Below are 25,113 nucleotides of genomic sequence, written 5' to 3'. Positions count from 1 at the left end.
AAAAGCTAAACAATATAGCGCATAAATAAGAAGAACAAATAAATGACGATTTTACGTAGTTTGACACTACTCTGCTTTCGCTTTTAATTCATAGGGTTTTGCAAAGGCAATTTCGTTTGTCCATTGGTTGTAATAGCCTAAATTTTTCCCATAGGAGTTATCACAGACTTCATTTGGGATTTCTAATAAACAAGAAAAAATATGCCCATGTAAACGGCTTGTCACGACCACATCATAACTTACAAAAATTTGACGCATTCGCTCTATCACATCAAGGCTGTGTTTATACCACATATCATTTACTTTATTTTTCAAAAAGCCTAAATTCAATGTATTCGCTATACGCGCTAAGCGTCCGCAAAGCTTTTCAAATTGATGATCTTTTTCTGTTAGCAAATCTTCCCAATCTTTAATATGAGCATCTGCCGATAATGTTGCACGAATTGACTGCTCTAACTGGCTTTTTTCAATATCTTTTCGTAAAAAATAGAGCGTATTGGACGTTGAAGTGACTGCATCCGCAGATTTTTTCGTTGTTAATCGACCATATAATTGATGTGCCATATCTGGCGATAATTTCACATAAGGCGAAAAATGTGTTTTCAACAAATTAAGGGTTGCCGTATCACGTGCAAATAAATGGCAATCTTTATGTGCTGAAAAGATACGCGCTGATTTTTCCATCGCAACTTGATTAGAAAAATGGGCGGTTTGAGGCATCACAATGACACGATTATTTGGAAATGCCTGAACAATATCTTCACGCATCTTTTGAATAGAAGGATATAGGTCGCCAAAATTACCACCACCATGGCAAATTAAGGTCGTATTCGGATTCACAAATTTTTTGACTTCTTGAATATCAAAACTTTGTAAACAACGACGTAGGCGAATTTGAATGCCATAATCACTAAAAAAGGCTTCTGTGCCTGCATAAATTAACAAATCCCCGACATTTAAATGAAGAGGATAATCAAAATAGAGCACATCATTTTTATCTACAATCAACTGATTAATCTGTTCAAGCTGTTGTTTTAAATTCGTTAATACAGCATTCATTTAAGGCTTTCCAAAAAATAAAAATAGAAAAAAGTGAGCATTAGAGTCACCCAAGCAGAAAATAGTTCTTAAAAGCTAAGATTTTTTCCAGCCACTCTCTTATAATACCACGACTCTTTTTCTTACGGCGATTTCTATGATGTATGAATTAACTAAACTGATCACAGCGATGATTTTACCGCCATTTAACGTGATTATTCTCTTTTTACTTGCACTACTGCTACTGTCATTTCAATGGAAAAAATTAGGCTATTTTTGTGCTTTTCTCGGCATTGGGATTCTTTATGTTTTTAGTATTCCTTATACAGCCCAAAAACTGCAAGATAGCTTAATTGAAGAAAACAATTTAAGTTTAGAAGATTATAAACAAGCGCAAGCGATCGTATTACTAGGTGCAGGCTTACGTGACAGTAAAGAGCTATATGGAAAACTGGCTGTGCCACAAGTCGGCTTGGAGCGTTTACGTTATACGGCTTATCTCCACAAACAAACGGGATTGCCAATTCTTATTAGTGGTAGTAGCCCAAATGGCAATTCAGAAGCTAAAATTATGGCAAATGAATTGGCTGAATTTTTCAATACGCCAACAAAATGGCAGGAAGATAAAGCTCTAACGACTATTCAAAACGCCCAATTTACTAAAGCGATGTTAGCCAAAGAGAACATCAACAAAATTATACTCGTCACAAACGAATGGCATATGCAACGTGCTAAACATCTTTTTGAAAAACAAGGGTTTGAAGTGTTACCTGCTAATGTTGGCGGTGGGATTACACCTGACTATTACGGCTTAAATATGATGCATTTTATCCCACAAGCAGGAGCACTTGCCTTAAATATGCAAGGACTTAAAGAGTGGATTGGCTATTGGAAAGAAAAAGTGTCTGACAAGCGGTGAGATTTGTCTTATATTTTGCAAAACGAGAAAGGGAATTCATACTAAATTCCCTTTTGTCTATCTACTGGCGAAATACCTTCACATTTACAAAGCCATTCTCTTTCAAATAAAGCGCTTGCAACTTGCTCATCACACCTCGTTGGCAATAAAGCAAATACGTTTTAGATTGGTCTAAACTGCCGAAATGATTAGAGAGTTTATAGAACGGTAACTCTTTAACTTCAACACCTTCAAGGCTGAACGGTTTTTCGTCCACTTCTTCAGGGCTACGAATATCTAAAATCACATCGTTGTCGCCTAACTCAGAAGTGGTTTCAACGGATACGACTTCTTTTTCAGTCTGTTGAGCGATCTCACGAATATCTAAATAATGGGCGTTTTGTACCGCTTGTTCGAGAACGTCAAAGTTAAAATTCCCTTCTTCTTCGATAATTTTGCTTTCAATCGCTTTAACCGTTGGATTTTTTGAAATCACGCCACAAAATTCTGGCATCGATTTGGCAATATCATCTGTGCCAATCTCTTTTGCCATTGCGATAATTTGCTCTTTATCGTGGGTAATCAACGGACGTAACACTAAAGTATCGGAAGCCTTGTCGATTAAGCGTAAGTTGGTCAAGGTTTGGCTTGATACTTGCCCTAAGGCTTCACCCGTGACAATCGCTTGAATATCAAAACGTTCAGCAATTTTGCTGGCAGCACGCACCATCATACGTTTTAGTACCACGCCCATCTGTCCGTTATCGACTTTTTCTAAAATTTCACCGACCACGTTTTCAAAATTGATCGCAACAAAACGGACTTTATGGGATGAGCTGTAACGGCTCCAGATATGATACGCCATCTGTTTCACACCGATTTCGTGCGCCGCACCGCCAAGATTGAAGAAGCAATAATGCACACGAGAACCACGGCGAATTAGCATATAACTTGATACACCAGAGTCAAAACCGCCTGAAATCAGCGATAGCACATCTTCCTGAGTACCAATCGGATAACCGCCTAACCCTTCGTGGCGAGCTTTGATGAGCAACATCTTATCGTGGTCAATATCAATACGCACCGTTACATCGGGATTAGTCAATTTTACACTTGCCGACTCGATATGCTGATTTAAGCCACCGCCCACATAACGTTCCACATCAAGGGAGCGGAAATCATGCTTACCTTTACGGCGAACACGCACGCAGAAGGTTTTACCTTCTAATTCTTCTTTTACTTTCGCGAGGGTATGCTCAAAAATGTCGTGCATTGTGGTAAATGGCATTTCTTCTACTTCAAGAATATGATGAATACCTGGGGTACGTTTGAGTAAATCCAACACTAGAGGAGCTTCTTCAGCGACTTTTGCTCGCACTTCAATAAAGTCCCAGTTGCGAATCACTGCCACATTTTCTGTTTCACGCAGAAGCACATTACGGATATTGGAGGTTAAAATTTTGATAAAGCGTTTACGTACGGAATCGCTTTTAATCATAATTTCAGGGAAAAGTTTGATAATAAATTTCATAAAATAGGTTTCAATAAATAAAAAGAAAAAACGGCAAGATCCTAGCATATTTTGCAAAATATTCCTAAGATCTTACCGCTTGTAAAGCTAGACAGAATTATCTTCTGTATTTACCCGCCATCGCTTGATACACCGCATTTTCATTTTTGAGAATGGTGTATTTCGTTTCTAATAACGAAAGTTCTGAGCTACGTTCAGTATTGATTGCACTTAGCCACTCACGTAATTCTGATACGCCTTGATCGTAACGATTTTTGTAGTAACCGCTGATACGTTTATCGTACTCATATTTTTTCTGTAAATTGGCGTAGCTATTTCTTGATAAACGATAAGTTGAATAATAGGTGTCAATTTCATTTAATGCTGATGTTACTGTTTGCTCATAATTTAATTTCGCAAGTTTGTAACTCTCTTCTGAAATTTTGATATTATTTTGTACACGATTCCAATCTAAGAACGGTAAATCAAAGGAAATTGTGCCACCTGCTACTGGGTTATCTACGGTATCACGCACTTTTGATGCACCACTTGATAAGGAACCGCCTAAGGTCACAGTTGGGAACCAGCTATTTTCTGTCGCCGTTAAACTTTTAAATGCCCCCTGTAAACGCTGTAAGCTTGCAATAACATCAGGACGATTCGCAATCGTTGATACAGGCACATTCATATCAACCCCTTGTAATTTCACCTTTAAAATACTTGGGTATTTCACTGAAAGTGGCTCATTGGGTTTTAAATTTAATAAATCACGTAAGGTTTGTTCTGCAACAGTCTGTGCAGATTGTAAACTGATCAAGGTGTTTTTCGCTGATAATACGGCTTGAGTTGCCTGGTCTACACTTAATCTATCAATCGCACCTGCAGATAATTTATTATTTAAAATTTGGCTGATTTGCTCGTAGTTTTTGATGCTTTGTTGGGTCACACGAATTGCATCTTTGTAATAAGCCAAATTATAGTAGCTACTTACCACAGCATTAATCAGTGATAAACGTGTAGCTTGTAAATCTTCCTGAGTTGCTTTGTGTTCCCACTCCGCTGCACTTGCACTATCTTTTAAACGTCCCCATAAATCAATGGTATAGCTCAAACTGAAGCCCACTTGGCTTGCAATGGTAGAAACACCCGTCGAGTTTAAATTACTCGTTGAACCCACACCTTTTGATGCTGATGATGAACCCGAACCACTAAAAGTTGGTACTAAATTTGCACCGACTAGATTCGCATTATAGAGTGCTCTATTTACTGCAATAGTAGCTTTGGCTAAATCAATATTATTGGCTAATGCGGTTTCAATTAAGCGGTTTAATTGGCTATCGTTATAACCTAACCACCATTGATCATTAATGTGATATTGTTTTGTAATATCTTGATATTGTTGATATTGTGCTTGAGCCTGCTCAAGTGTACCGTCTTGGCTCATTTTTGTCGTTGAACATGCACTTAACGCAATCGCTGCCATCAACGTTAAGGCTAATTTAGATACTTTCATGCTTGTTATCCCTGTGAAAAATAATGGGCGTATTTTAAAGAAAACGCCCCTTTTCGACTAGCTCTACACTGAACGATCATTCATTTTTTGCAAAAATTTACAGAAAACTGACCGCTTCGATTAAGCTGTTAATAATTGTGAAATTAATCCTTGATGACGTTCTGCCTGTACCACTTGTTTCAAACGCTCTGCGATTAAAATACTTTTGAGTTCTGATAATGCTACTTGGAAATCATCATTCACAATCACATAGTCAAACTCATTGTAGTGGCTCATTTCAGAAACGGCTTCACTCATTCGTTTTGCAATAGTTTCTGCCGAGTCTTGCCCACGACCAATCAAACGTTTTTCTAATTCTGCTTTTGAGGGCGGAAGAATGAAAATGGTTTTAACATTTGGCACTTTTTCACGAATTTGTCTTGCCCCTTGCCAGTCAATATCAAGGAATACATCAATCCCTTGCTCAAGGCTACGTTCAATCATTGGCAATGATGTGCCGTAATAGTTACCAAAAACTTCCGCCCATTCTAAGAAGTGTCCCTGTTCAATCAGGCGTTTAAATTCTTCGTGTTGCGTGAAGTAATAATGTACGCCATCTTCTTCTGCTGGGCGTGGATTGCGTGTGGTGTGGGAAATTGAAAGTTGTACTTGTGAACGGGGAAGATCAGCAAGTAACGCATTGATTAATGATGATTTTCCTGCACCGCTTGGGGCTGAGATGATATATAAATTTCCTAAGCTCATAGTTTATATTGTTTATACCATAATCTTTTATGAATGTAGGGACACTCTGAGTGTGTCCGCCAAATGAATGAATAACGGACACACGCAGTGTGTCCCTACGCTTATTTATGTAAATGATAGAGTAAAAAAATTAAGGACGCAAAAGCGTCCCTAACACTGAATTTTATTTTTTCGCGAGTGGTGGAACAAAGGTAATACCTAAATCCCAAGGTTGCTCAATCCATGTTTCTTGTGGAATATCAACCACATAATCATCCACTAAACTTGCACCCATTGGTTTAGCAAACACAGTGACAAATTTTGCATTCGGATACATTTCACGGATTGCACGTGCGGTATTTCCAGTATCCACTAAATCGTCTACTACAATAAAACCTTCACCACCATTTGCCACTTGTGCAGCGTGTAATACATTTAATTCGCCTTGGCTATCATGATCATAACTTGCGATACAAACCGTCTCAACATGGCGAACACTTAATTCACGAGCCAATACTGCAGCAGGGAATAAACCACCACGACTGACGGCAATAATGCCTTTCCATTGTGATGCAGGTAAAAGACGCTCAGCCAATTTGCGTGCGTGCATATGGAACATATCCCACGTCACGACATATTTTTCGTTTGTGTATTTCTCACTCATAAGTTCACCTAAAAAAAGCGGTGGGCGATGCCACCGAATAAAAAAATTGCAAAATGATAACCTGAAAACAAGTTTCGTGCTATCATTTCAAAGAAAATTTTACAATAAATCCATGTATCCGAATGATTTTTGCAAAATTTTACACGAAACTGACCGCTTGATCGAATAAAGGAGGTAAATATGTCAGAAATTCAAACACTTAAACCAAACTTATTGTGGAAATGGTTTGATCAAATTTGTGCTATTCCCCATCCGTCTTATCATGAAGAAGAAATTGCTCAATTTATTGTGAAATGGGCAAAAGAAAAACAATTTTTTGTAGAACGTGATGCTGTAGGAAATGTGCTTATCCGTAAGCCTGCAACAAAAGGGATGGAAGACCGTAAAACTATTGCACTACAAGCGCATTTAGATATGGTGCCACAAGCGAATGAAGGTACTCAACATGACTTTACGAAAGATCCTATTCAACCTTATATTGATGGTGAATGGGTCAAAGCGAAAGGGACAACATTAGGTGCAGACAACGGAATTGGTTTGGCATCTTGCTTGGCAGTGCTAGATTCTGATGATTTAGCTCACCCTGAAATTGAAGCCTTATTAACCATGACAGAAGAAGCAGGTATGGAAGGGGTTTTAGGCTTACAACCGAATTGGATGAAAGCAGAGATTCTGATTAATACGGATACCGAAGAAAATGGTGAGATTTATATCGGCTGTGCTGGGGGCGAAGATGCCGCGATTGAATTACCGATTGTCTATGAAAACAACCAGTTTGATACCGCTTTACAAATTAGCTTAAAAGGCTTAAATGGCGGTCACTCAGGCTGTGATATTCATACAACAAGAGCCAATGCAATTAAATTAATGGGAAGAACACTTGCAACATTAAAATCTCAAGTGGCTTTCCAAATTGCCACTATTCGCGGTGGTTCAGTGCGAAATGCTATTCCACGTGAATCTGTAGTAGCTTTAGTATTTGATGCAAAAACTAAAGCAGATCTAACCGCTTGTTTACAACAATTTGAGCAAGATCTGAAAAAAGAACTGCAATATGCAGAGCCAAATCTGCAATTTATTGTAGAAAGTGTAGAACAACCAACCCAAATTTTCTCACCAGAAACCACGGCAAAAGTTATTCACTTCTTAAACGTATTGCCAAACGGTGTTATTCGCAATAGTGATGTGGTGGAAAATGTCGTGGAAACTTCATTAAGTATCGGTATTTTAGCGACAGAAAATGACGTGGTTCGTGCAAAAATTTTGGTACGTTCACTTATCGAAAATGGCAAAGCAGATGTACGCTCTCGCTTAAGATCGCTTTGCGAACTCGTAGGCGCAACGGTTTCCTTCTCAACAGGCTATCCAGGTTGGGAACCCGATCCAAAATCAGTGATTACACCACTAACCAAAGCCATTTACGATGAAGTGCTAGGCTATGAATCACAAATTAAGGTGATTCACGCGGGACTAGAATGTGGATTGATTAAGAAAGTCTACCCAACTATTGATGTAGTTTCTATTGGACCAACGATTCTTAATGCTCACTCACCAGATGAAAAAGTGCATATTCCTGCAGTACAAATTTATTGGGAATTGCTCACGAAGATTTTAGAACGAGCACCTACAAAATAAAGCAAAATGGTGGGATTTTCCCACCATTTTTCTTAATAATAAAATCCACCTAATCCGACACCTAAACCACGATAATGTCCTCCCCCCCATCCATGATGATAACCAATCGTTGGATACACACGCGGATGAGCTTGATATACTTTGACTTTAGGCTCTCTATCGCTTTGATTTAGTTCCCAATCATCAGATTGATTCGATGATGTGACCGTATTTCCTGTTGCAACACGCTGTTGATACTCTTGTACTGCTTTCATATCCATCGGCACAGAACTTTGCTGAACTGGCGTTGAACAAGCCGTGATAGCCAAAGGAATCATACACAACATTAGTTTTTTCATAAAATGCTCTCCCTAATTAAAAGCGCACATTAGACAATAGAAAAGAGAAAGAATTCACTAAATTTTTAACATAAAATTGGTAATAAAAAAGGACGCCCGAAAGCGTCCTCATTTATCTATTCTTTAAAATTAAAGAGCAGATTTTGCTTTAGCAACTAATGCTGCGAAAGCCACTTTGTCAAATACTGCGATATCAGCAAGGATCTTACGATCGATTTCAACAGATGCTTTTTTCAAGCCGTTGATGAATTTGCTGTATGATAAACCGTTTTGACGAGCTGCCGCGTTGATACGAGCAATCCATAATTGACGGAATTGACGTTTACGCTGACGACGGTCACGGTAAGCATATTGTGCAGCTTTAACTACTGCTTGGAAAGCAACGCGATACACGCGTGAACGTGCACCATAATAACCTTTAGCAGCCTTAAGAACTTTCTTATGGCGTGCTCTTGCAATAACACCACGTTTTACACGAGCCATTATTAAATCTCCTACTATTTAAGCGTAAATTAACGCTTTGACATTATTAAACTAAAAATTAACTAATCGTACGTTGTACTTAATTTACGCTTATGCGTATGGTAAGCACGCTACTACTAAAACTTGGTCTGCTTTCGCTACCATTGATTTGTGACGTAAGTGACGTTTACGTTTAGTTGTTTTCTTAGTCAAAATGTGACGTAAGTGAGATTGTTTACGTTTGAAACCGCCAGAAGCTGTTTTTTTGAAACGCTTCGCAGCACCACGTACTGTTTTAATTTTAGGCATTGTTAAAATAACTCCGCATTGTTTATGTTAATAACCAGTAATTAGGCGAATATTGTTACCAATATTACTTGGAAGCACTAATTACATCTTAAGGTAATGGACTATTTCTTTTTAGGAGCTAGAACCATTACAACTTGGCGACCTTCGAGTTTGCCTGGGGCAGACTCTACTACGGCAATTTCCGCTAAATCGTTTTTAACACGCTCTAGCACATCCATACCAATTTCTTGGTGAGCCATTTCACGTCCGCGGAAACGAACTGTGATTTTGGCTTTGTCGCCATCTTCCAAAAAGCGAATCAGGCTGCGTAGTTTTACCTGATAGTCGCCTTCGTCTGTACCTGGACGGAATTTAATTTCCTTCACTTGTACAACTTTCTGCTTTTTCTTCTGCTCTTTTGCAGCTTTCTCTTTTTCGTAGATGAACTTACCGTAGTTCATAATACGGCAAACCGGAGGTTCAGCATTCGGGCTAATTTCAACTAAGTCTAACTCAGCTTCTTCAGCTTTCGCTAATGCTTCTTGAATTGATACGATACCAAGCTGTTCACCATCTTGATCAGTTAAGCGAACTTCTTTCACGCGAATTTCTTCGTTAAGACGATGCGCGCGATTTGTCTGAACACGTTTTACAGGTTTAATAGTACTATTCCTCTAGTAAGTTTAAGCTACGATCATACCGCTTGCAGAAGATATGATTTCTTTTTATAGGCTCTTCTAAAGAGAGCAAAACGGGCGAGATTTTACAGAAATTCGCCTGATTATGCAACAGACAAAATCATTTCATTACATTCTCAGCAAAATTGTTGATATTCCATTATAATAAGCACTATCTTGATTACTTAAATTAATAACAATAATGAAAATTCTCGGTATTGAAACTTCTTGCGATGAAACGGGTGTAGCAATTTATGATGAAGCCAAGGGATTAGTCGCAAACCAACTTTACAGCCAAATTGAAATGCACGCTGATTACGGTGGTGTTGTGCCAGAGCTGGCTTCTCGTGATCATATCCGTAAAACATTGCCACTTATTCAAGAAGCATTAAAAGAAGCTAATCTCACCGCTTCGGATATTGATGGCGTTGCTTATACGGCAGGCCCTGGACTTGTTGGGGCGTTATTGGTCGGCTCAACCATTGCACGATCTTTAGCTTATGCGTGGAATGTGCCAGCTTTAGGGGTTCACCATATGGAAGGGCATTTGCTCGCACCAATGTTAGAAGAAAACGCTCCTGAATTTCCTTTTGTCGCCTTACTGGTTTCGGGGGGACACACCCAGCTAGTCGATGTAAAAAATGTGGGCGAATATGAATTGTTAGGCGAATCTATTGATGATGCCGCAGGGGAAGCCTTTGATAAAACGGCGAAACTGCTTGGTTTAGATTACCCTGGAGGGGCTGCGTTAGCTAAACTCGCTGAAAGTGGTACGCCAAATCGTTTTATCTTTCCACGTCCAATGACAGACCGCCCAGGCTTAGATTTCAGCTTTTCGGGCTTGAAAACCTTTGCGGCAAATACGATTAATGCGAATTTGAATAAGAAAGGCGAATTAGATCAACAGACCCGTTGCGATATTGCCTATGCGTTCCAACAAGCAGTGATTGAAACATTGATTATCAAATGCCGTAGAGCGTTACAACAAACGGGCTATAAACGTTTAGTGATCGCAGGTGGTGTGAGTGCAAATAAACAACTTCGTCACGATTTAGCTGAATTAATGAAGCAAATCGGCGGTGAAGTCTTTTACCCCCGTCCACAATTTTGTACCGATAATGGTGCAATGATTGCCTATGCAGGTTTCTTACGTTTGAAAAATGGCGAACAGACGGATTTATCCGTGAGCGTGAAACCACGTTGGCCGATGGTGGAACTGACTGCAGTTTCTTCTAAATAAACGAAGGACGGGTATATTGCCCGCCCTAAACCTGATTAATGCAACTTCATCGTTGGTCTTAAGAAACGATTAATTCTACCCACCAACATAATCAACCCTGTTTTGACACAGCCGTGTAGAGCCACTTGGTGCATACGATAAAGTGAAAGATATGCCATACGAGCGATCTTTCCTTCAATAAACATTGAGCCTTTGGTTAAATTCCCCATTAAACTACCAATAGTACCAAAACGAGAGAATGAAACTAATGAGCCTTTATCATTAAAGATAAACGGCTTAAGTGGTTTATTTTCTAATTGTGCCACGATATTCTTACCACAAACCGTTGCCATTTGATGTGCAGCTTGCGCTCTTGGTGGAACAGCTTTTCCATCGGCTTGTAATAAAAATGCACAGTCACCAATCACATAGACATTCTCATCAGTTAATGTTTGTAAGGTATCTTTAATTGCAATTTGGTTAATACGATTGGTTTCAAAGCCAAATGTTTTGGTCATTTCAGGGGCTTTTACACCGGCTGCCCAAACCATTAAATCCGCATTAATTTTTTCACCATCTTTAGTGACTAAACCTTCTGCTGTCGCTTCAACTACAGCGGTATTCGTACGAACATCTACGCCTAAATCGCGTAATTCTTTAATTGCAGAAGCCGATATTCGCTCAGATAATGCAGGCAATAAACGGTTTCCAGCTTCAATTAAGGTAACTTTTAAACTCGTATTATTCAATTTACCAAACCCATAAGAATGAAGGTGCTTCACCGCATTATAAAGTTCTGCTGAAAGCTCAATCCCTGTTGCCCCACCACCGACCACAGCGATATGAACTTCTTTTTCATTGTTATTTGAGAATTTTAAAAATAATTCCATCATACGTTTATGGAATACTTTTGCCTGCTCTGAACTGTCTAAGAAAATACAATGTTCTGCAACACCTGGCGTATTAAAATCATTTGAGCGACTTCCGATTGCAAGAACCAACTTATCATAAATAATGGATCTTTCAGCGACTAATAACTCCCCTTCTTCATCAAAAATTGGGGCTAAGATAATCGTTTTTTCTTCTGCTTTAACCTGAGTTAGCGTCCCTTGACGAAACTCAAAACCATGATTTTTCGCATGAGCTCGATAACTTAAAGCATCCGTACCATCATCTAAAGAGCCTGTTGCTACTTCATGTAATAGTGGTTTCCATAAATGACTAATATTTTTATCCACTAAAATAATATTCGCCTTTTTCTTTTTACCTAATTTGTTGCCTAAATAAGTGGCAAGTTCTAAACCACCAGCACCACCACCGACAATAACGATTGTTTCCATAATTTGCTCCGAAAATAAATTAAAATCAAAATCTGAGCGCATTCTAAACCTAAGTATCAGGTACCGCTAGTATCACTTTGAAATTATTTTTTAAGATTAAAAAAACAACATAAAAGATAAGTTTTGCACAGGCAAATGATGTCAAGTCAAAAAAGATGAAAAAATCTTATTTTTTTTACATTTAACCTATAGCCAAAATATAACATATTGATTTAAAAGAAAAAGTTATTTTATAACCAATCGTAAAGAGGGAAGAAAAACCCCATGAATTATCAAGGGTTTGGCGTGTTTTAAAAAAGTAATCCACAAAGTTATCCACAGGCTATGTGGATAGAAAAATCCTTATTTTCTCACTGATTTTATGAACAGTAATGGGGGACGATGTTGGAGATCTTTAAATTCATTGTGCCATTCAACTTGATCGGCAAGCATAGGTTCTTCCACTTGTTCAATGGTGAAATTGCCTTGAATAAGAGTATTTAAAATCGTGGCGGTAGTGCGGTGGTAAGTTTTAAAGGATTGCTGAAACCAATTACGATCACGCTCACCTTCATCACGGTAATAATTTAAGCGGTACGCCACTTGTTGTTTATTGATTTTTTCCCAACGCTCACCTTCTTTAAAACAGGTCACAATCGGGTGTTCTTGCGAGAAGATCAGTTGCCCTTGCGGTTTCAATTTGGCAGAAATCTGCGTTAATAAGGCGGATAAATCTTTTATGTAATGAAAAGCAAAAGAGCTTGTTACCAGATCAAAATCGCTTTCTGCTATGCTGGATAAGGCTTCCATCGGCAAGCAATAAAAGCGGTAAGCGGTCGGATCAACCCCGTTTTTTGCAAAATCTTTTTCAGCTTGTTCAAGCATAGATTGAGATAAATCTAAGCCTACAACTTGTTTCGCCCCCAGTGCCATATAATGCAACAAATGCCCACCGGCCCCACAACCTAAATCCAACACTTTTTTTCCGTTCAGATCAGGCAAAAGCGAAAACATCGTGGGCTTTTCCACCACTTCATTTAGGCTTATCGGGTTTTCACGCAGTTTAAGATAGCGTTCAAAGAAAATCGGGTTGTCGTAAATACTATCCGTCATTTGCAAAAAATCTCTCAAATCCTACCGCTTGTAAATATCTTCACCATCACGGCGAGTTTTCAAGATACGCAAGATCCAGACATATTGCTCTGGGTTTTTAGGAATAAAATATTCCATTACTTCATTCATCTGTCGTGCTGATTGTTGCTTATCTCCCGCAAATTCAAGAGGTGGCAGAATTTCAATTTGATAAACGCCTTTTTCTGCGTTGTAAATCGGGAACATTGGGATCACCACCGCATTTGCCACACGAGCCATTTTGGCTAACCCTGGTAATGTCGCTTTTTCAGTTGCAAAAAAAGGGGCATAGACACTTAATTCTTCACCATAATCTTCATCAGGTAAAAAATATCCTAATTCACCTTTACGGACATCTGCTAAAAACGGTTTAATCCCATTTTGACGAGTATGCATTTTACCGCCAAAACGTTCGCGAGTACGGTTCCAAAGCCAATCGACAAGAGGATTATGATGTGGATTATACATTGAGGTCATTGGCATACCATGCGTATGCATCATAATCCCTGACGCATCTATCGACCATGTATGTGGCACAAGCAAAATAACATTTTTACCATTTGCTCTTGCATCTCGAACGATATCTAAGCCCGAAAACTCGCTACGTTTTTGAAGATGCTCCACAGAACGTAATGCAATTTCTCCAATGCCTAACATCGTTTGAGCCACAGTAATAAACATTTTTTCAATCACATCTGACCGCTTTTCTTCCGACCAATCAGGGAAACAGTAGCGTAAATTAGTATCCGCTCTATGATATTGCTTTTTCCCTTTCAGTTTTTTGGCAACGATTTTTCCAACCCAAGTCGCCAACTTATCACGCCAACGAAATGGCACATAAGCCAAAATCACTAATCCTAAAATTCCTAACCAAATTCCCCAATACTTTGGGTGTAAAAAGGCTTTTTGGAACTGATGTTGATAACCTACTCTATATGTTTCTCGCTCTGACATTCTTTTGCCCTATTTCTTACGGTCGATAATATTTTTCACCGCCAAAATCAAACCCAAGCCAATAAACGCCCCTGGCGGTAAAATAGCTAATAACAAGCCTGAATCTAAATGTAGCAGATCCATTCTTAACGATTTTGCCCAACTGCCTAGCAATAAATCCAAGCCGTCAAACAGTGTACCGTTACCGATAATTTCTCGTATCGCCCCAAGCACCACAAGGCTTAACGTCATCCCCAGCCCCATCGCAAAACCGTCAAAAGCTGAATGGACGACACTATTTTTTGACGCAAAGGCTTCCGCTCGCCCAATTACGATACAGTTTGTCACAATCAACGGCACGAAAATCCCCAAGGATTGATACAAAGGAAAGGCAAAGGCATTCATTAACAACTGAATAGTCGTCACCGCCGTCGCAATAATCATCACATAAATCGAAATACGAATATCGTGCGGAATAACCTTACGGAACAAGGAAATGATCGTATTTGTAATGGTCAAAACCAATAAGGTCGCTAATCCTAACCCCAAAGCATTTGTGACATTATTCGACACTGCCAACAACGGACACAATCCAAGCAGCTGAACTAAAGTCGAGTTATTTGTCCACACACCTTGCGTAAATAAATTTTTCCAAACAGATGGCTCAACCACTTTTGGTGTTTCATCTATTTGGGTAATAGGGATTTGGGTTTCTTGCATATTTTATCTCTCATTAAACTTCCTCTCCCGCTTGCGGGAGAGGGTGGAGCAAATCGATAGATTTGCGGAGGGAGAGGGCTTTGTAAAATTCAAAACAAAACTAACCGCTTGTAGCCCTCTCTCTGCTCAAAATAGCCTACGCTATTTTGAGCTGTCTCTCTCCCGTAAACGGGAGAGAGGTTTCATTATTTACAATTCACAAAACCTTCCACCATCTCTGGCTTTTGCTTTAACTGAGTAATCACCCATTTTGCACTTTGGCGAACATTATTCACCACCGCTCTAGGCGTAATGGTCGCACCGGTAAACTGATCGAAGGTACCGCCGTCTTTTTTTACCGCCCATTCGCCTTCATTCTCTAAGCTAAATTTGCGGTTGGTAAAGCTGTAAATCCAATCGTCAATTCGGGTTTCGATCTTATCCCCCAGCCCAGGGGTTTCCTTATGGGCAAGGGTTCGCACGCCTAATACCGTGCCGTCAGGCTGAATACCCATCAACAACACAATATTGCCCGAATAGCCGTCTGGAGCGGTCGCTTGAATAGCATAAGCGGTCAGATCCGAGCCTTTTTTTGCCATATAGATTTTATTTAAAAACGGGGCTTCAGGAAGTTTAACCACTTTGCAGGTTGCCAATAAATCATTATCAAAATGCACTTGTGGCACAACTTCTACCAATAATTGCCGTTGCTGTTCTGCCGTCACCGCATCAATTCGACTTTTAGTCAGCAGATAAACGCCCGTTGAAACCGCCGTACAGAGTAAGGCTATCGCCCCTAAAATCAGGGCGTAACGTGTGGTAATCACTGATGTTTTCATTGTTTCCGTCCTAATTTTGTACCGTATAAACGGGGTTGAGTATAGTGGTCGATTAACGGCACACAGATATTTGCCAACAAGACCGCAAACGCCACGCCGTCAGGGTAGTTGCCATAATAACGGATTAAATAAACCAACAAACCGACCAACGCCCCGAAAATCAGTTTACCTTTTGGCGTAATAGAAGCGGTGACAGGATCAGTCGCAATAAAGAACGCCCCGAACATCATCGCCCCACTAAATAACTGAGCTTGAGCTGTCCAGCGAGCCGTTTCCGACACAAAATCTGTCGTAAAGCTCAATACAGCAAAAGTCCCTAACATTGCCATAGGGATTTGCCAATGAATAATTCGCTTATAAATCAATAATAAACCGCCAAGCAAAAAGGCTAAATTCACTTGCCCCCAGCCACCGACCAACACCTCAGCAAAGAGTTTCTCTAACTGAATACCTAAGGTCACATTATCTTTAATGCTATTCATCGCCTGTTTTGAGCCGTCTAACACTGTGGCAGACGACACGCCATCGACACTTTGAATAAGTTGATGAACACTAAAACCGTCCGTGGTGACATTCGCAAAAATCAGCGAAAAACTATCCGCTAACGTTGGCGGTTCGTTCAACAACGCCAACGGTGGCAACCACGCCGTCATCTGCACAGGGAATGAAACCAACAACAACGCATAGCCAATCATCGCAGGGTTAAACAAATTCTGCCCCAAACCGCCATAAACGTGCTTTGCCAGCAACAACGCCACGATCACGCCGATCACAATCACCCAATAAGGCGCATAAGGCGGAATGGCCATCGCCAAAATCAACGCAGTCAAAATTCCCGACAGATCCGCCAGATAGAAAGCGGTCGCTTTACCACGCAATTTTGCAACGGCAATTTCAATCACCACCGCCAAGCCAATCGCCAAAATCGCCTGAATTAACACCCCATAACCAAAAAAATACCACTGCACAATCAACGCAGGCAACATCGCCCCAATCACCCACAGCATGAAATTTGCCGTCAGGTTGTTGGAGTGCGTATGGGGGGAACTGATCATTTTAAACATCAAATGTTTCCTTTATGTCGTCTAAATTTACTAAATCTTCGGCAAATGCATATTAAATTTAATCGTGAGCATTCGGATTGCAATTACCGTCGTTACCGTTGCCACATCAATCCAATTACTTTCAAATCCGGCATCACGGAACAAAATAAAAATAATACCGCCAACAAGACTTGCGGTTACATACACTTCTTTTTGTAAAATAATCGGCACTTCGTTGCGTAAAATATCCCGAATAAGCCCACCAAAACAGCCTGTCACGCCACCTAAGGCGACACAAATTAACGGATGTAAACCAAAATCCAGCCCTTTTTGCACCCCAATCACGGTAAACACACCCAAGCCAATCGCATCAAAAATCAACAAGCCTTTTTTCCAATAATCACGGTCGATCTGATTTTTCAAAATCGCCACAATCACCACCGCCACCGAAATCATCAACACATAAATCGGCTGTTTCATCCAAAACACAGGGGTACTGCCGATCATCACATCACGCAAAGTTCCACCGCCCACGCCCGTTACAAAAGCTAACACAAACATACCAAAAATATCCATCTTGTGCTGACGTGCTGCAATCGCCCCTGAAATCGCAAAAACAATAGTACCAATCAAGTCTTGAATAAACAAAAACGACCACGGAAATGGGGGAAATAATTCGTTCATTTGTGTTCCTTTTATGATTATAGATTTTGTTGTTGAGCCTCTTTTTTCGCCTTCGCCCTTGCAATCGCTGCTGCAACTGCCGCTTTGCGTGGTTCTTCTGCAACTTCAGTTTTTGCAACATTTTCATCGGAAACCACCGCTTGTTGTGCTTCTTTTTTCGCTTTTGCTCTGGCTAAGGCTGCCGCAACTGCCGCTTTTTTTGGCTCTTCTGCAACTTTGGATTCTGCAGAATTTTCGTCAGACGTCACCGCTTGTTGTACTTCTTTCTTCGCCTTTGCTCTTGCAATCGCTGCTGCAACTGCTGCTTTTCTCGGATCTTCTGCGACTTCAGTTTTTGCACCATTTTCATCGGAAATCACCGCTTGTTGTGCTTCTTTCTTCGCTTTTGCTCTGGCTAACGCTGCCGCAACTGCTGCTTTACGTGGGTCTTCTACGACTTCAGCTTTTGCAACATTTTCATCGGAAACCGCCGCTTGTTGTGCTTCTTTCTTCGCTTTTGCTCTGGCTAAGGCTGCCGCAACTGCTGCTTTTCTTGGATCTTCTATGACTTCAGCTTTTGCAACATTTTCATCAGAAGTCACCGCTTGTTGTGCTTCTTTCTTCGCTTTTGCTCTCGCTAGCGCTGCCGCAACTGCTGCTTTTCTTGGGTCTTCTGCAACTTCAGATTTTGCAACATTTTCATCGGAAACCACCGCTTGCTGCGCTTCTTCCGCCTGTTTCGCCAAGCGTCTTGCCTTACGTTGTGCCATCAATTCGCTGTTATCTGGCTCACCGTTGGCTTTGGTTTGAACAGGGGTAGCCGTTTCTGCTTTTTTCGCTTTCAAGCGTTCAAGTGCCGCTTTAACTGGATCTTCCCCTTGGCTATTTGCCACTTCTTCACGGCGTTTTTCTGCCGCTTGTTGAATACGTGCCGTGCGAGCTTCTTTCTCTTTATTTAAACGCGCTTCACGCGCTTCAAAACGGATCTTCGCTTCTTCTGCCTGTTTCGCTTTTTGATCAACTTCTTGGATCTTGGCTTTTTCTTGGCGGAAATATTGGATCAGCGGAATATAACTCGGGCAAACATAGGCACACACACCGCATTCTATACAAGCATCTAAATGGTATTCCTTTGATTTATCATGATCTTCCGCACGGGCAAACCAATAAAGTTGTTGCGGTAACAAACCCACAGGGCAAGCATCAGAACAGCTTGAACAGCGAATACAGCTCCGCTCTGGTTCTGGTGGTGCATATTCAAAGTGATCAGGAGCGATAATACAGTTTGCCGTTTTGGTTATCGGCGATTGTAGTGACGGCAGAATAAAGCCCATCATCGGTCCGCCCAAAAAGACAGGGAAACGTTCGTCCGCTTGATAATCCACCTGTTCAAGCAAATGCAAAATCGGCGTACCGAGCCTTGCCCACACGTTGCCTTTGTTGCGGATTTTATCACCCGTTAGCGTCACCACTCGCTCAATTAACGGCTCATCGTCCATTACCGCACGTTTTACCGCAAAAGCTGTGCCGACATTGTGCATCACAATGCCCATCTCGATAGTCCGTTTGCCTTGCGGAATTTCCAGCCCTGTCAGCACTTGCACCAACTGATCGCTTGCTCCCGACGGATATTTGGTCGGGATCACTCTCACGCTAATATCATTTGCACCTTTTAACGCCTTTTCGACCGCTTGTATTGCTTTCGGTTTGTTGTCTTCAATGGCGATCACCACTTCTTCAGGGCGAAGCACATAGCGTAAAATCCGCACACCTTCGATCATCTCATCAGCATAATCTTGCATTAAACGATCATCACAAGTGATATAAGGCTCGCACTCTGCACCGTTAATAATCAATAACTTACAGCGTTTATCGGCAAAATGTAATTTATGTGATGTCGGGAATACCGCACCACCTAAGCCAGCGATCCCTGCTTGGTAAACTTTCTGAATAATCTGATCGCTTGTTAGGCTTAAAAAATCATCAACTGGCTGACGTTCGATCCACTTATCTTCGCCGTCCGTTTCAATCACAATGGTTAATTCGGGTAAGCCGGACGGGTGTGACGAAACGTGGGGCTGAATAGCGATCACTTTTCCCGAAGTCGGGCTGTGAACAGGCAGTTGGCGATAGTTATCCCCTTTCGTCAGGGCTTGCCCTTTCAGCACCAAATCCCCTTGCTGAACAATCACGTCCCCTGCCATTCCCGAATGTTGCAATACAGGAACGTAGAAAAATTTTGGCAGATGTAACGAACGGATCGGCTTTTGGTTCGACTGTTTTTTCATTTCAGGCGGGTGGATACCACCGGGGAAATCCCATAATTTCCCTTCACGAATACGGCTTAATACATCAGCTTGCATTACTTCCCCCAACCACAATTTTCTTTTCAACTTCAGTGGTATTCACAATCGGGATCACCAAATTCGCATCAAATTTCCAGTTCCAGTTTTGTGTTGTTTGTTTCACTTTTATCATTTCAATACAATCAGTCGGGCAAGGGGCAACACAGAGTTCGCACCCTGTACAAAAATCGGCAATCACCGTGTGCATCGCTTTGTTTGTTCCGATAATCGCATCAACAGGGCAAGCGGCGATACATTTGGTACAACCGATACACAACGCTTCGTGAATATACGCCACCTTTGCCACAGGCTCTTCGCCCGATGTTTCAGGTACATCAACCCCAAGCAATTCGGCGATTTTCACCACTGTCGCTTGCCCACCTGGGATACATTTCGTAATTTCATCGCCGTTCGCCACCGCTTCCGCATAAGGCTTACAACCAGGGTAGCCACATTGCCCACATTGACTTTGTGGCAACAAGGCATCGATCTGCTCAACAATCGGATCGGCTTCAACTTTCAGCTTCACCGACGAATAGCCCAGCATCGCCCCAAAAATCAAGGCAATCGCTGCAATCGCAAGTAAAATATAAAAAATAATGGAATGATCGAACATTAGATTTTCACCAAACCTGTAAATCCCATAAAGGCTAATGACATCAAGCCTGCGGTAATTAACGCAATGGACGCACCTTGAAAGGCTCTTGGCACATCTGCCGCTACCAACCGTTCACGCAAAGCTGAAAAAAGCACTAAAACTAATGAAAACCCTGCCGCCGCACCGAAGCCGTAAAGCACAGACTGCACAAGGTTATTAGATAAATTCACGTTCAACAACGCCACTCCTAATACCGCACAGTTGGTGGTAATCAGTGGCAAATAGATACCCAGTAAACGATAAAGCACTGGGCTGGTTTTATGTACGATCATCTCGGTTAATTGCACAATCACCGCAATCACTAAAATAAAGACTAAGGTGCGTAAAAACTGAGCTTCGAGGGGAACAAGCAGATAGCTTTCCACCAAATAAGCGGCAAGGGAAGCAACCGTCAAAACAAAGGTCGTCGCCATACCCATACCGATAGCCGTTTCAACCTTTTTCGACACGCCCATAAACGGGCAAAGCCCCAAGAACTTCACAAGCACGAAGTTATTAATTAACGCCGTACTGATAATTAACAGAATATACTCAACCATTTAACCCACGAATTTATCATCAGAAAATCTAAAAAATGTCGTGTATTATCGGCTTTTTTGCTGTAATGAACAACCGAATTTCGCTAACATAGGTTACAAGCGGTCGGATTTTCCTAAAAATTTGCAAAAGGACAATAAGGAAGAGTTATGCAATCTAAACTTTTTTACATTTACGGCTTAGTGCAAGGTGTCGGCTTTCGTTTTTTCACTTGGCAAACGGCAAATAAAATCGGCGTGGTCGGTTCAGTGCGAAATTGCAGTGACGGCAGTGTCGAAGTGATTGTACAAGGCACGGAAGAACAAATCGCAAAATTGCGTGAATGGTTACAACACGGACCACGTTCAGCAAGGGTGGAACGGGTGATTGAGTTGGATTATAAGGGCGATAAAACCTTTACCGATTTTGATGTTTATCATTATTGATGAAATCTGCTTGACCTTATAGCAACTACAGACTTTATCCTAATCTCACCTTATTATTGGAGATTAGGATTTATGCACACTCATTCACATACCCATTCACATTCAACATCTTGCTCTCATTCTGAGCATCATCACAGCCATATTCCGCAAGATCGCCGTATTTTGCTGTTCAGTTTTGCCTTAATTAGCTTATTTATGCTAGTGGAGTTTGTCGGCGGTTATCTTTTTAACAGCTTGGCATTAATGGCAGATGCAGGGCATATGGCAAACGATAGTTTATCGCTAGGGCTTGCGGTGTTGGCGTTGTGGATTGCAGATAAAAAGCCTAAATTGTCGCAGTGGTTGGCAGTACTGAACGGTGGCTCGTTATTGGTGATTGCAGGCTATATCATTTGGGAAGCGGTTGAGCGATTGCAAACACCACAGCCAATGCAGGCGTTGCCGATGATATGGGTGGCGACACTCGGCTTAGTCGTCAATCTGATTGTGGCTCGTTTGATGCTCAAAGCCGATCACGACAATCTCAATGTGCGTTCGGCATATTTGCACGTTATGGCGGATTTGCTCGGCTCTGTGGTCGCGATTATTTCAGGCTTGGCGGCGTATTGGTTAAATTGGCAATGGGTCGATCCTGTGGCGAGTTTATTGCTCAGTTTGGTGATCTTGCGTAGTGGCTGGCAGGTGACGCAAAATGCGATAAAAAGCCTGAAGTCTTAATTAACAGGGCGACTATTCGCCCTGATGCTCAATCGCTATTTTCGCGTTCAGCCCCGAAATCGCTTTACAATTTTCAACATCGTGTTCTTCAACGTTCACTAATTGATTCAAAAAATGTTTAATTTCAATTAGTTGAGCGATTTTCTCATCAACTTTCGCCAAATGTTGCACAATCATCTGATCAGCCGTACAAGATTTTTGCGGTAGCGATTTGAGCTGATTGAGATATTTAATTTCATCCAACGAAAAACCTAAGGCTCGGCAGTTACGGATAAACCGAAGCAACTCAAGTGCTGTCGAGCCATACACCCGATAGCCATTTGCGGAACGTTGTGGCTCGGGCAGAATTCCGACTTTTTCATAATAGCGAATTGTCTCTAGATTCACCCCGCTTGCTTTGCTTAATTCGTTGATTTTCATTTTATAAATCCCTTGACCTTGTAGCAACTACAGACTTTACACTGCAATCTCTTATTAATCAATAAAAAGGAAACTCAATGAAAAAAAGTGTACTTATCGCTCTTGTGGCGGCTGCGGTTGCATTTGGCGGCTATGCTTATACGGAATTTAATGGCACGCCTACGCAAAGTAATGCGGAATTTATCCGCTCTTATAGCCCTAGAATTGGTGAAGTAAACGCCCCTGTGACGATTGTGGAATTTTTTGACCCGTCCTGCGAAGCCTGTCGAGCAATCTATCCTTATGTCAAGGCGATTTTAGCCGAGAACCCTAAAGATGTTCGGCTGGTAATGCGTTATGCCTTGTTCCACAAAGGCTCGGAAAAGGCAGCGCGTATTCTGGAAGCGGCGCGTTTGCAAGATAAATATCCTGCGGTACTTGAAGCAGTGTTAAATTCACAACCTGAATGGCACGATGATGAAAATGCTCAAGCCGCTTGGGACGCAGCGGTAAAAGCAGGGTTAGATCCTGAATTGGCGAAGCAACAAATGTATTCTGAGAGTGTGACGGCAGCATTGGAAAGTGATGCGAAAGATATTGAGAAGCTGAAAATTCTCAAAACCCCTGAATTTTTCGTGAATGGTAAGAAGCTCGAAGAATTTCACCCCGACCAACTCCATCTTTTGGTTCAGGAACAGTTAGCGAAAGCGAAAAAGTAAAAAGTTGAGAGAAAGTGACCGCTTTCTCTCTTTTTTCAAGGAAAATTCAAATGAAAACAGCATTAAAATGGCTATGGTTAAGCCTGATTGCGATATTGATTGATTTAGGTGTCAAACAGCTTGTGGTTGAACGTTTTGAGCTATCAGAAAGCATTAATCTCTTGCCATTTTTTAATTTAACCTATGCAAGAAATTATGGGGCAGCCTTTAGCTTTTTAGCCGACCAATCGGGCTGGCAGACCTATTTTTTCTTAGGATTAGCGTTATTTATTTCGGGCTTTTTGACATATTTACTTTATCAAAATAAAGCCAAATCTCAATGGGAAAATGTGGGCTACGCGTTAATTATCGGGGGCGGTTTAGCAAATGGGATTGACCGTGCTTTTCGTGGCTATGTGGTGGATTATTTACATCTTTTTTGGAAAACGTGGCATTATCCGATTTTCAACCTTGCAGATGTCTTTATTTTTGTCGGGGTGTGTAGTTTATTTGTCAATTCTTATCAAGAAGAAAAAGCAATAACAACGCCTTATGTAAATAAAAATAGTTCTTATTGACATAAAATAATGAAAACTTTAAACTTGCCACGTTTTGTAAACGCTTACTATTTTAGTAGGTTATCATTTTCTCTCTTTGAGGATATTTTATGAAAAAATCACTTTCTTTCCTTGCGTTAGCATTATCATCTGTCATTTCAACTTCTGCATTAGCATCAAACGAAGTCAATGTTTACTCTTACCGTCAGCCGTACTTAATTGAGCCGATGTTAAAAGACTTTGAAAAACAAACAGGTATCAAAGTAAACGTGATCTTTGCAGATAAAGGCTTAGTTGAGCGTGTTAAAAAAGAAGGGGAATTAAGCCCTGCTGATGTACTTTTGACCGTTGATATTAGTCGTGTAATGGAAATTGTAAAGGCAGGACTTGCACAAAAAATTGACTCAAAAACGTTAGAAAAAAATATTCCCGCACAATTCCGTGATTCAAACGGTGAATGGTTCGGTTTAACATCACGTGCACGTGTGATTTATACCTCAAAAGATCGTGTTGGCAAATTACCAGCGGGCTTTGATTACTTAGATTTAGCCAAACCTGAATTCAAAGGCAAAGTATGCGTACGTTCAGGCAAAAACTCATACAATGTATCTCTCTTCGCAGCAATGATTGAACATTATGGTGTAGAGAAAACTAAAGCGTTCTTAGAAGGATTAAAAGCAAATCTTGCACAAAAACCACAAGGTGGCGACCGTGACCAAGTAAAAGCAATCAAAGAAGGTATCTGTGATTACGCTTTAGGAAACAGCTATTACTATGGTAAAATGCTCGAAGATGAAAAACAAAAATCTTGGGCAGAGTCAGCAATCATCAACTTCCCAGATGGTCAATACGGCACTCACGTAAACATCAGTGCAGTAGCGCTTGCTAAACATTCACCAAATAAAGCAAATGCTGTTAAGTTAATTGAGTTTTTAAGTGGTGATAAAGCACAAAGCTTATATGCGGAACTTAACCATGAATATCCAGTAAAACCGGGTGTTGAGCGTTCTGCATTAGTAAAAGGTTGGGGTGAATACTCTGCCGATGCGATCAAACTTGAAGCGATTGCGAAAAACTACGAACAAGCGTTAAAACTTGTTGATGAAGTTAAATTTGACGATTTTGCAAAATAATTTATAAAAAATAGTCATAGGGGCAAATGATGTTTGCCTCAAATTAACAGGG

The 25,113-nt window shown here is 40.9% G+C and carries 28 protein-coding genes; 8 read left to right on the top strand and 20 right to left on the bottom strand.

Annotated features, from left to right (window positions below; translation table 11 throughout):
* Positions 1–66: 66 nt before the first annotated feature.
* Positions 67–1,059, bottom strand: coding sequence for a polysaccharide pyruvyl transferase family protein (locus EXH44_RS08930; protein WP_162857154.1), 993 nt, complete (start codon positions 1,057–1,059; stop codon positions 67–69).
* A gap of 139 nt (positions 1,060–1,198) precedes the next feature.
* Here EXH44_RS08930 and EXH44_RS08925 point away from each other — a divergent pair, with 139 nt between their 5' ends.
* A complete protein-coding gene (locus EXH44_RS08925) occupies positions 1,199–1,957 on the top strand; it encodes a YdcF family protein (protein WP_162857560.1) in 759 nt (252 codons plus the stop codon).
* Between the two features lie 61 nt (positions 1,958–2,018).
* Here the strand turns inward: EXH44_RS08925 and thiI are convergent, their stop codons facing one another.
* The 4 genes from thiI to gpt all read right to left on the bottom strand — a co-directional run bounded on the left by thiI (position 2,019) and on the right by gpt (position 6,346).
* The gene (thiI, locus tag EXH44_RS08920) at positions 2,019–3,467 is read right to left on the bottom strand and encodes a tRNA uracil 4-sulfurtransferase ThiI (RefSeq protein ID WP_162857153.1); all 1,449 of its coding nucleotides are present in this window, start codon (positions 3,465–3,467) and stop codon (positions 2,019–2,021) included.
* 97 nt (positions 3,468–3,564) lie between these two features.
* Positions 3,565–4,959, bottom strand: coding sequence for a toxin/drug exporter TdeA (tdeA, locus tag EXH44_RS08915; RefSeq protein WP_162857152.1), 1,395 nt, complete (start codon positions 4,957–4,959; stop codon positions 3,565–3,567).
* Positions 4,960–5,079: 120 nt separating this feature from the next.
* A complete protein-coding gene (gmk, locus tag EXH44_RS08910) occupies positions 5,080–5,703 on the bottom strand; it encodes a guanylate kinase (RefSeq protein ID WP_162857151.1) in 624 nt (207 codons plus the stop codon).
* Between the two features lie 163 nt (positions 5,704–5,866).
* Positions 5,867–6,346 (bottom strand): xanthine phosphoribosyltransferase, encoded by a 480-nt coding sequence (gpt, locus tag EXH44_RS08905; RefSeq protein ID WP_162857150.1) that lies wholly within the window; start codon positions 6,344–6,346, stop codon positions 5,867–5,869.
* A 180-nt stretch (positions 6,347–6,526) separates the two neighbouring features.
* Between gpt and EXH44_RS08900 the strand changes: the two genes are divergently transcribed.
* Entirely contained in the window at positions 6,527–7,981 is a 1,455-nt protein-coding gene (locus tag EXH44_RS08900; RefSeq protein ID WP_162857149.1) for an aminoacyl-histidine dipeptidase, read from the top strand.
* Positions 7,982–8,013: 32 nt separating this feature from the next.
* Here EXH44_RS08900 and EXH44_RS08895 read toward each other — a convergent pair whose 3' ends face one another.
* The 4 genes from EXH44_RS08895 to infC form a co-directional block, all read right to left on the bottom strand.
* A complete protein-coding gene (locus tag EXH44_RS08895) occupies positions 8,014–8,319 on the bottom strand; it encodes a hypothetical protein (protein WP_162857148.1) in 306 nt (101 codons plus the stop codon).
* Positions 8,320–8,448: 129 nt separating this feature from the next.
* Complete coding sequence (gene rplT, locus EXH44_RS08890; protein ID WP_005714486.1) at positions 8,449–8,802, bottom strand: 50S ribosomal protein L20; 354 nt, start codon at positions 8,800–8,802, stop codon at positions 8,449–8,451.
* A gap of 90 nt (positions 8,803–8,892) precedes the next feature.
* Complete coding sequence (gene rpmI, locus EXH44_RS08885) at positions 8,893–9,090, bottom strand: 50S ribosomal protein L35 (protein ID WP_005596065.1); 198 nt, start codon at positions 9,088–9,090, stop codon at positions 8,893–8,895.
* Between the two features lie 101 nt (positions 9,091–9,191).
* Complete coding sequence (gene infC, locus EXH44_RS08880; RefSeq protein WP_039896086.1) at positions 9,192–9,671, bottom strand: translation initiation factor IF-3; 480 nt, start codon at positions 9,669–9,671, stop codon at positions 9,192–9,194.
* A gap of 277 nt (positions 9,672–9,948) precedes the next feature.
* Between infC and tsaD the strand changes: the two genes are divergently transcribed.
* Positions 9,949–10,986: a tRNA (adenosine(37)-N6)-threonylcarbamoyltransferase complex transferase subunit TsaD gene (gene tsaD, locus EXH44_RS08875; protein ID WP_162857147.1), complete on the top strand. Its 1,038-nt coding sequence runs from the start codon at positions 9,949–9,951 to the stop codon at positions 10,984–10,986.
* A 35-nt stretch (positions 10,987–11,021) separates the two neighbouring features.
* On the opposite strand, the gene EXH44_RS08870 is transcribed toward tsaD, so the two are convergent.
* The 10 genes from EXH44_RS08870 to rsxA all read right to left on the bottom strand — a co-directional run bounded on the left by EXH44_RS08870 (position 11,022) and on the right by rsxA (position 21,134).
* Entirely contained in the window at positions 11,022–12,305 is a 1,284-nt protein-coding gene (locus EXH44_RS08870) for an NAD(P)/FAD-dependent oxidoreductase (RefSeq protein WP_162857146.1), read from the bottom strand.
* A 342-nt stretch (positions 12,306–12,647) separates the two neighbouring features.
* Positions 12,648–13,397 carry a class I SAM-dependent methyltransferase gene (locus EXH44_RS08865; protein ID WP_162857145.1) on the bottom strand — a complete coding sequence of 250 codons (750 nt, stop codon included), beginning with the start codon at positions 13,395–13,397 and terminating at the stop codon, positions 12,648–12,650.
* Positions 13,398–13,418: 21 nt separating this feature from the next.
* The gene (gene lpxM, locus EXH44_RS08860) at positions 13,419–14,369 is read right to left on the bottom strand and encodes a lauroyl-Kdo(2)-lipid IV(A) myristoyltransferase (protein WP_162857144.1); all 951 of its coding nucleotides are present in this window, start codon (positions 14,367–14,369) and stop codon (positions 13,419–13,421) included.
* A 9-nt stretch (positions 14,370–14,378) separates the two neighbouring features.
* Positions 14,379–15,068: an electron transport complex subunit E gene (locus EXH44_RS08855; protein WP_162857143.1), complete on the bottom strand. Its 690-nt coding sequence runs from the start codon at positions 15,066–15,068 to the stop codon at positions 14,379–14,381.
* A gap of 185 nt (positions 15,069–15,253) precedes the next feature.
* On the bottom strand, positions 15,254–15,886 hold the full coding sequence (rsxG, locus tag EXH44_RS08850; protein ID WP_162857142.1) for an electron transport complex subunit RsxG: 633 nt from the start codon (positions 15,884–15,886) through the stop codon (positions 15,254–15,256).
* Positions 15,883–16,893: an electron transport complex subunit RsxD gene (gene rsxD / locus EXH44_RS08845; protein ID WP_425266863.1), complete on the bottom strand. Its 1,011-nt coding sequence runs from the start codon at positions 16,891–16,893 to the stop codon at positions 15,883–15,885. The genes rsxG and rsxD overlap by 4 nt, the downstream gene beginning before the upstream one ends.
* 87 nt (positions 16,894–16,980) lie before the next feature.
* Positions 16,981–17,613 (bottom strand): trimeric intracellular cation channel family protein, encoded by a 633-nt coding sequence (locus tag EXH44_RS08840; protein ID WP_005712807.1) that lies wholly within the window; start codon positions 17,611–17,613, stop codon positions 16,981–16,983.
* Positions 17,614–17,630: 17 nt separating this feature from the next.
* Positions 17,631–19,955, bottom strand: coding sequence for an electron transport complex subunit RsxC (gene rsxC, locus EXH44_RS08835; protein ID WP_162857140.1), 2,325 nt, complete (start codon positions 19,953–19,955; stop codon positions 17,631–17,633).
* A complete protein-coding gene (gene rsxB / locus EXH44_RS08830) occupies positions 19,945–20,553 on the bottom strand; it encodes an electron transport complex subunit RsxB (protein ID WP_162857139.1) in 609 nt (202 codons plus the stop codon). The genes rsxC and rsxB overlap by 11 nt, the downstream gene beginning before the upstream one ends.
* Positions 20,553–21,134, bottom strand: a complete 582-nt coding sequence (rsxA, locus tag EXH44_RS08825; RefSeq protein ID WP_162857138.1) for an electron transport complex subunit RsxA — start codon at positions 21,132–21,134, stop codon at positions 20,553–20,555. Before rsxA ends, rsxB begins: the two co-directional genes overlap by 1 nt.
* A 147-nt stretch (positions 21,135–21,281) precedes the next feature.
* Here rsxA and EXH44_RS08820 point away from each other — a divergent pair, with 147 nt between their 5' ends.
* Positions 21,282–21,557 (top strand): acylphosphatase, encoded by a 276-nt coding sequence (locus tag EXH44_RS08820; RefSeq protein ID WP_162857137.1) that lies wholly within the window; start codon positions 21,282–21,284, stop codon positions 21,555–21,557.
* Between the two features lie 72 nt (positions 21,558–21,629).
* On the top strand, positions 21,630–22,274 hold the full coding sequence (locus EXH44_RS08815; protein ID WP_162857136.1) for a cation diffusion facilitator family transporter: 645 nt from the start codon (positions 21,630–21,632) through the stop codon (positions 22,272–22,274).
* A gap of 12 nt (positions 22,275–22,286) precedes the next feature.
* Here EXH44_RS08815 and EXH44_RS08810 read toward each other — a convergent pair whose 3' ends face one another.
* Positions 22,287–22,694, bottom strand: a complete 408-nt coding sequence (locus EXH44_RS08810; RefSeq protein ID WP_162857135.1) for a MerR family transcriptional regulator — start codon at positions 22,692–22,694, stop codon at positions 22,287–22,289.
* A gap of 77 nt (positions 22,695–22,771) precedes the next feature.
* On the opposite strand from EXH44_RS08810, the gene EXH44_RS08805 reads away from it, so the two are divergent.
* From EXH44_RS08805 to EXH44_RS08795, 3 genes are all read left to right on the top strand, one after another.
* Positions 22,772–23,392, top strand: coding sequence for a DsbA family protein (locus EXH44_RS08805; RefSeq protein WP_162857134.1), 621 nt, complete (start codon positions 22,772–22,774; stop codon positions 23,390–23,392).
* A 50-nt stretch (positions 23,393–23,442) separates the two neighbouring features.
* Positions 23,443–23,949 carry a signal peptidase II gene (gene lspA / locus EXH44_RS08800; protein ID WP_111750189.1) on the top strand — a complete coding sequence of 169 codons (507 nt, stop codon included), beginning with the start codon at positions 23,443–23,445 and terminating at the stop codon, positions 23,947–23,949.
* Between the two features lie 89 nt (positions 23,950–24,038).
* On the top strand, positions 24,039–25,061 hold the full coding sequence (locus EXH44_RS08795; RefSeq protein WP_162857133.1) for a Fe(3+) ABC transporter substrate-binding protein: 1,023 nt from the start codon (positions 24,039–24,041) through the stop codon (positions 25,059–25,061).
* Positions 25,062–25,113: the final 52 nt, after the last annotated feature.

Origin of the sequence: Actinobacillus indolicus (assembly GCF_004519515.1) — a bacterium.
GTDB lineage: Bacteria > Pseudomonadota > Gammaproteobacteria > Enterobacterales > Pasteurellaceae > Glaesserella > Glaesserella indolica_A.
Note: the sequence above shows the minus strand (reverse complement) of the source record. Positions and strands in the feature narration are given on the sequence as shown.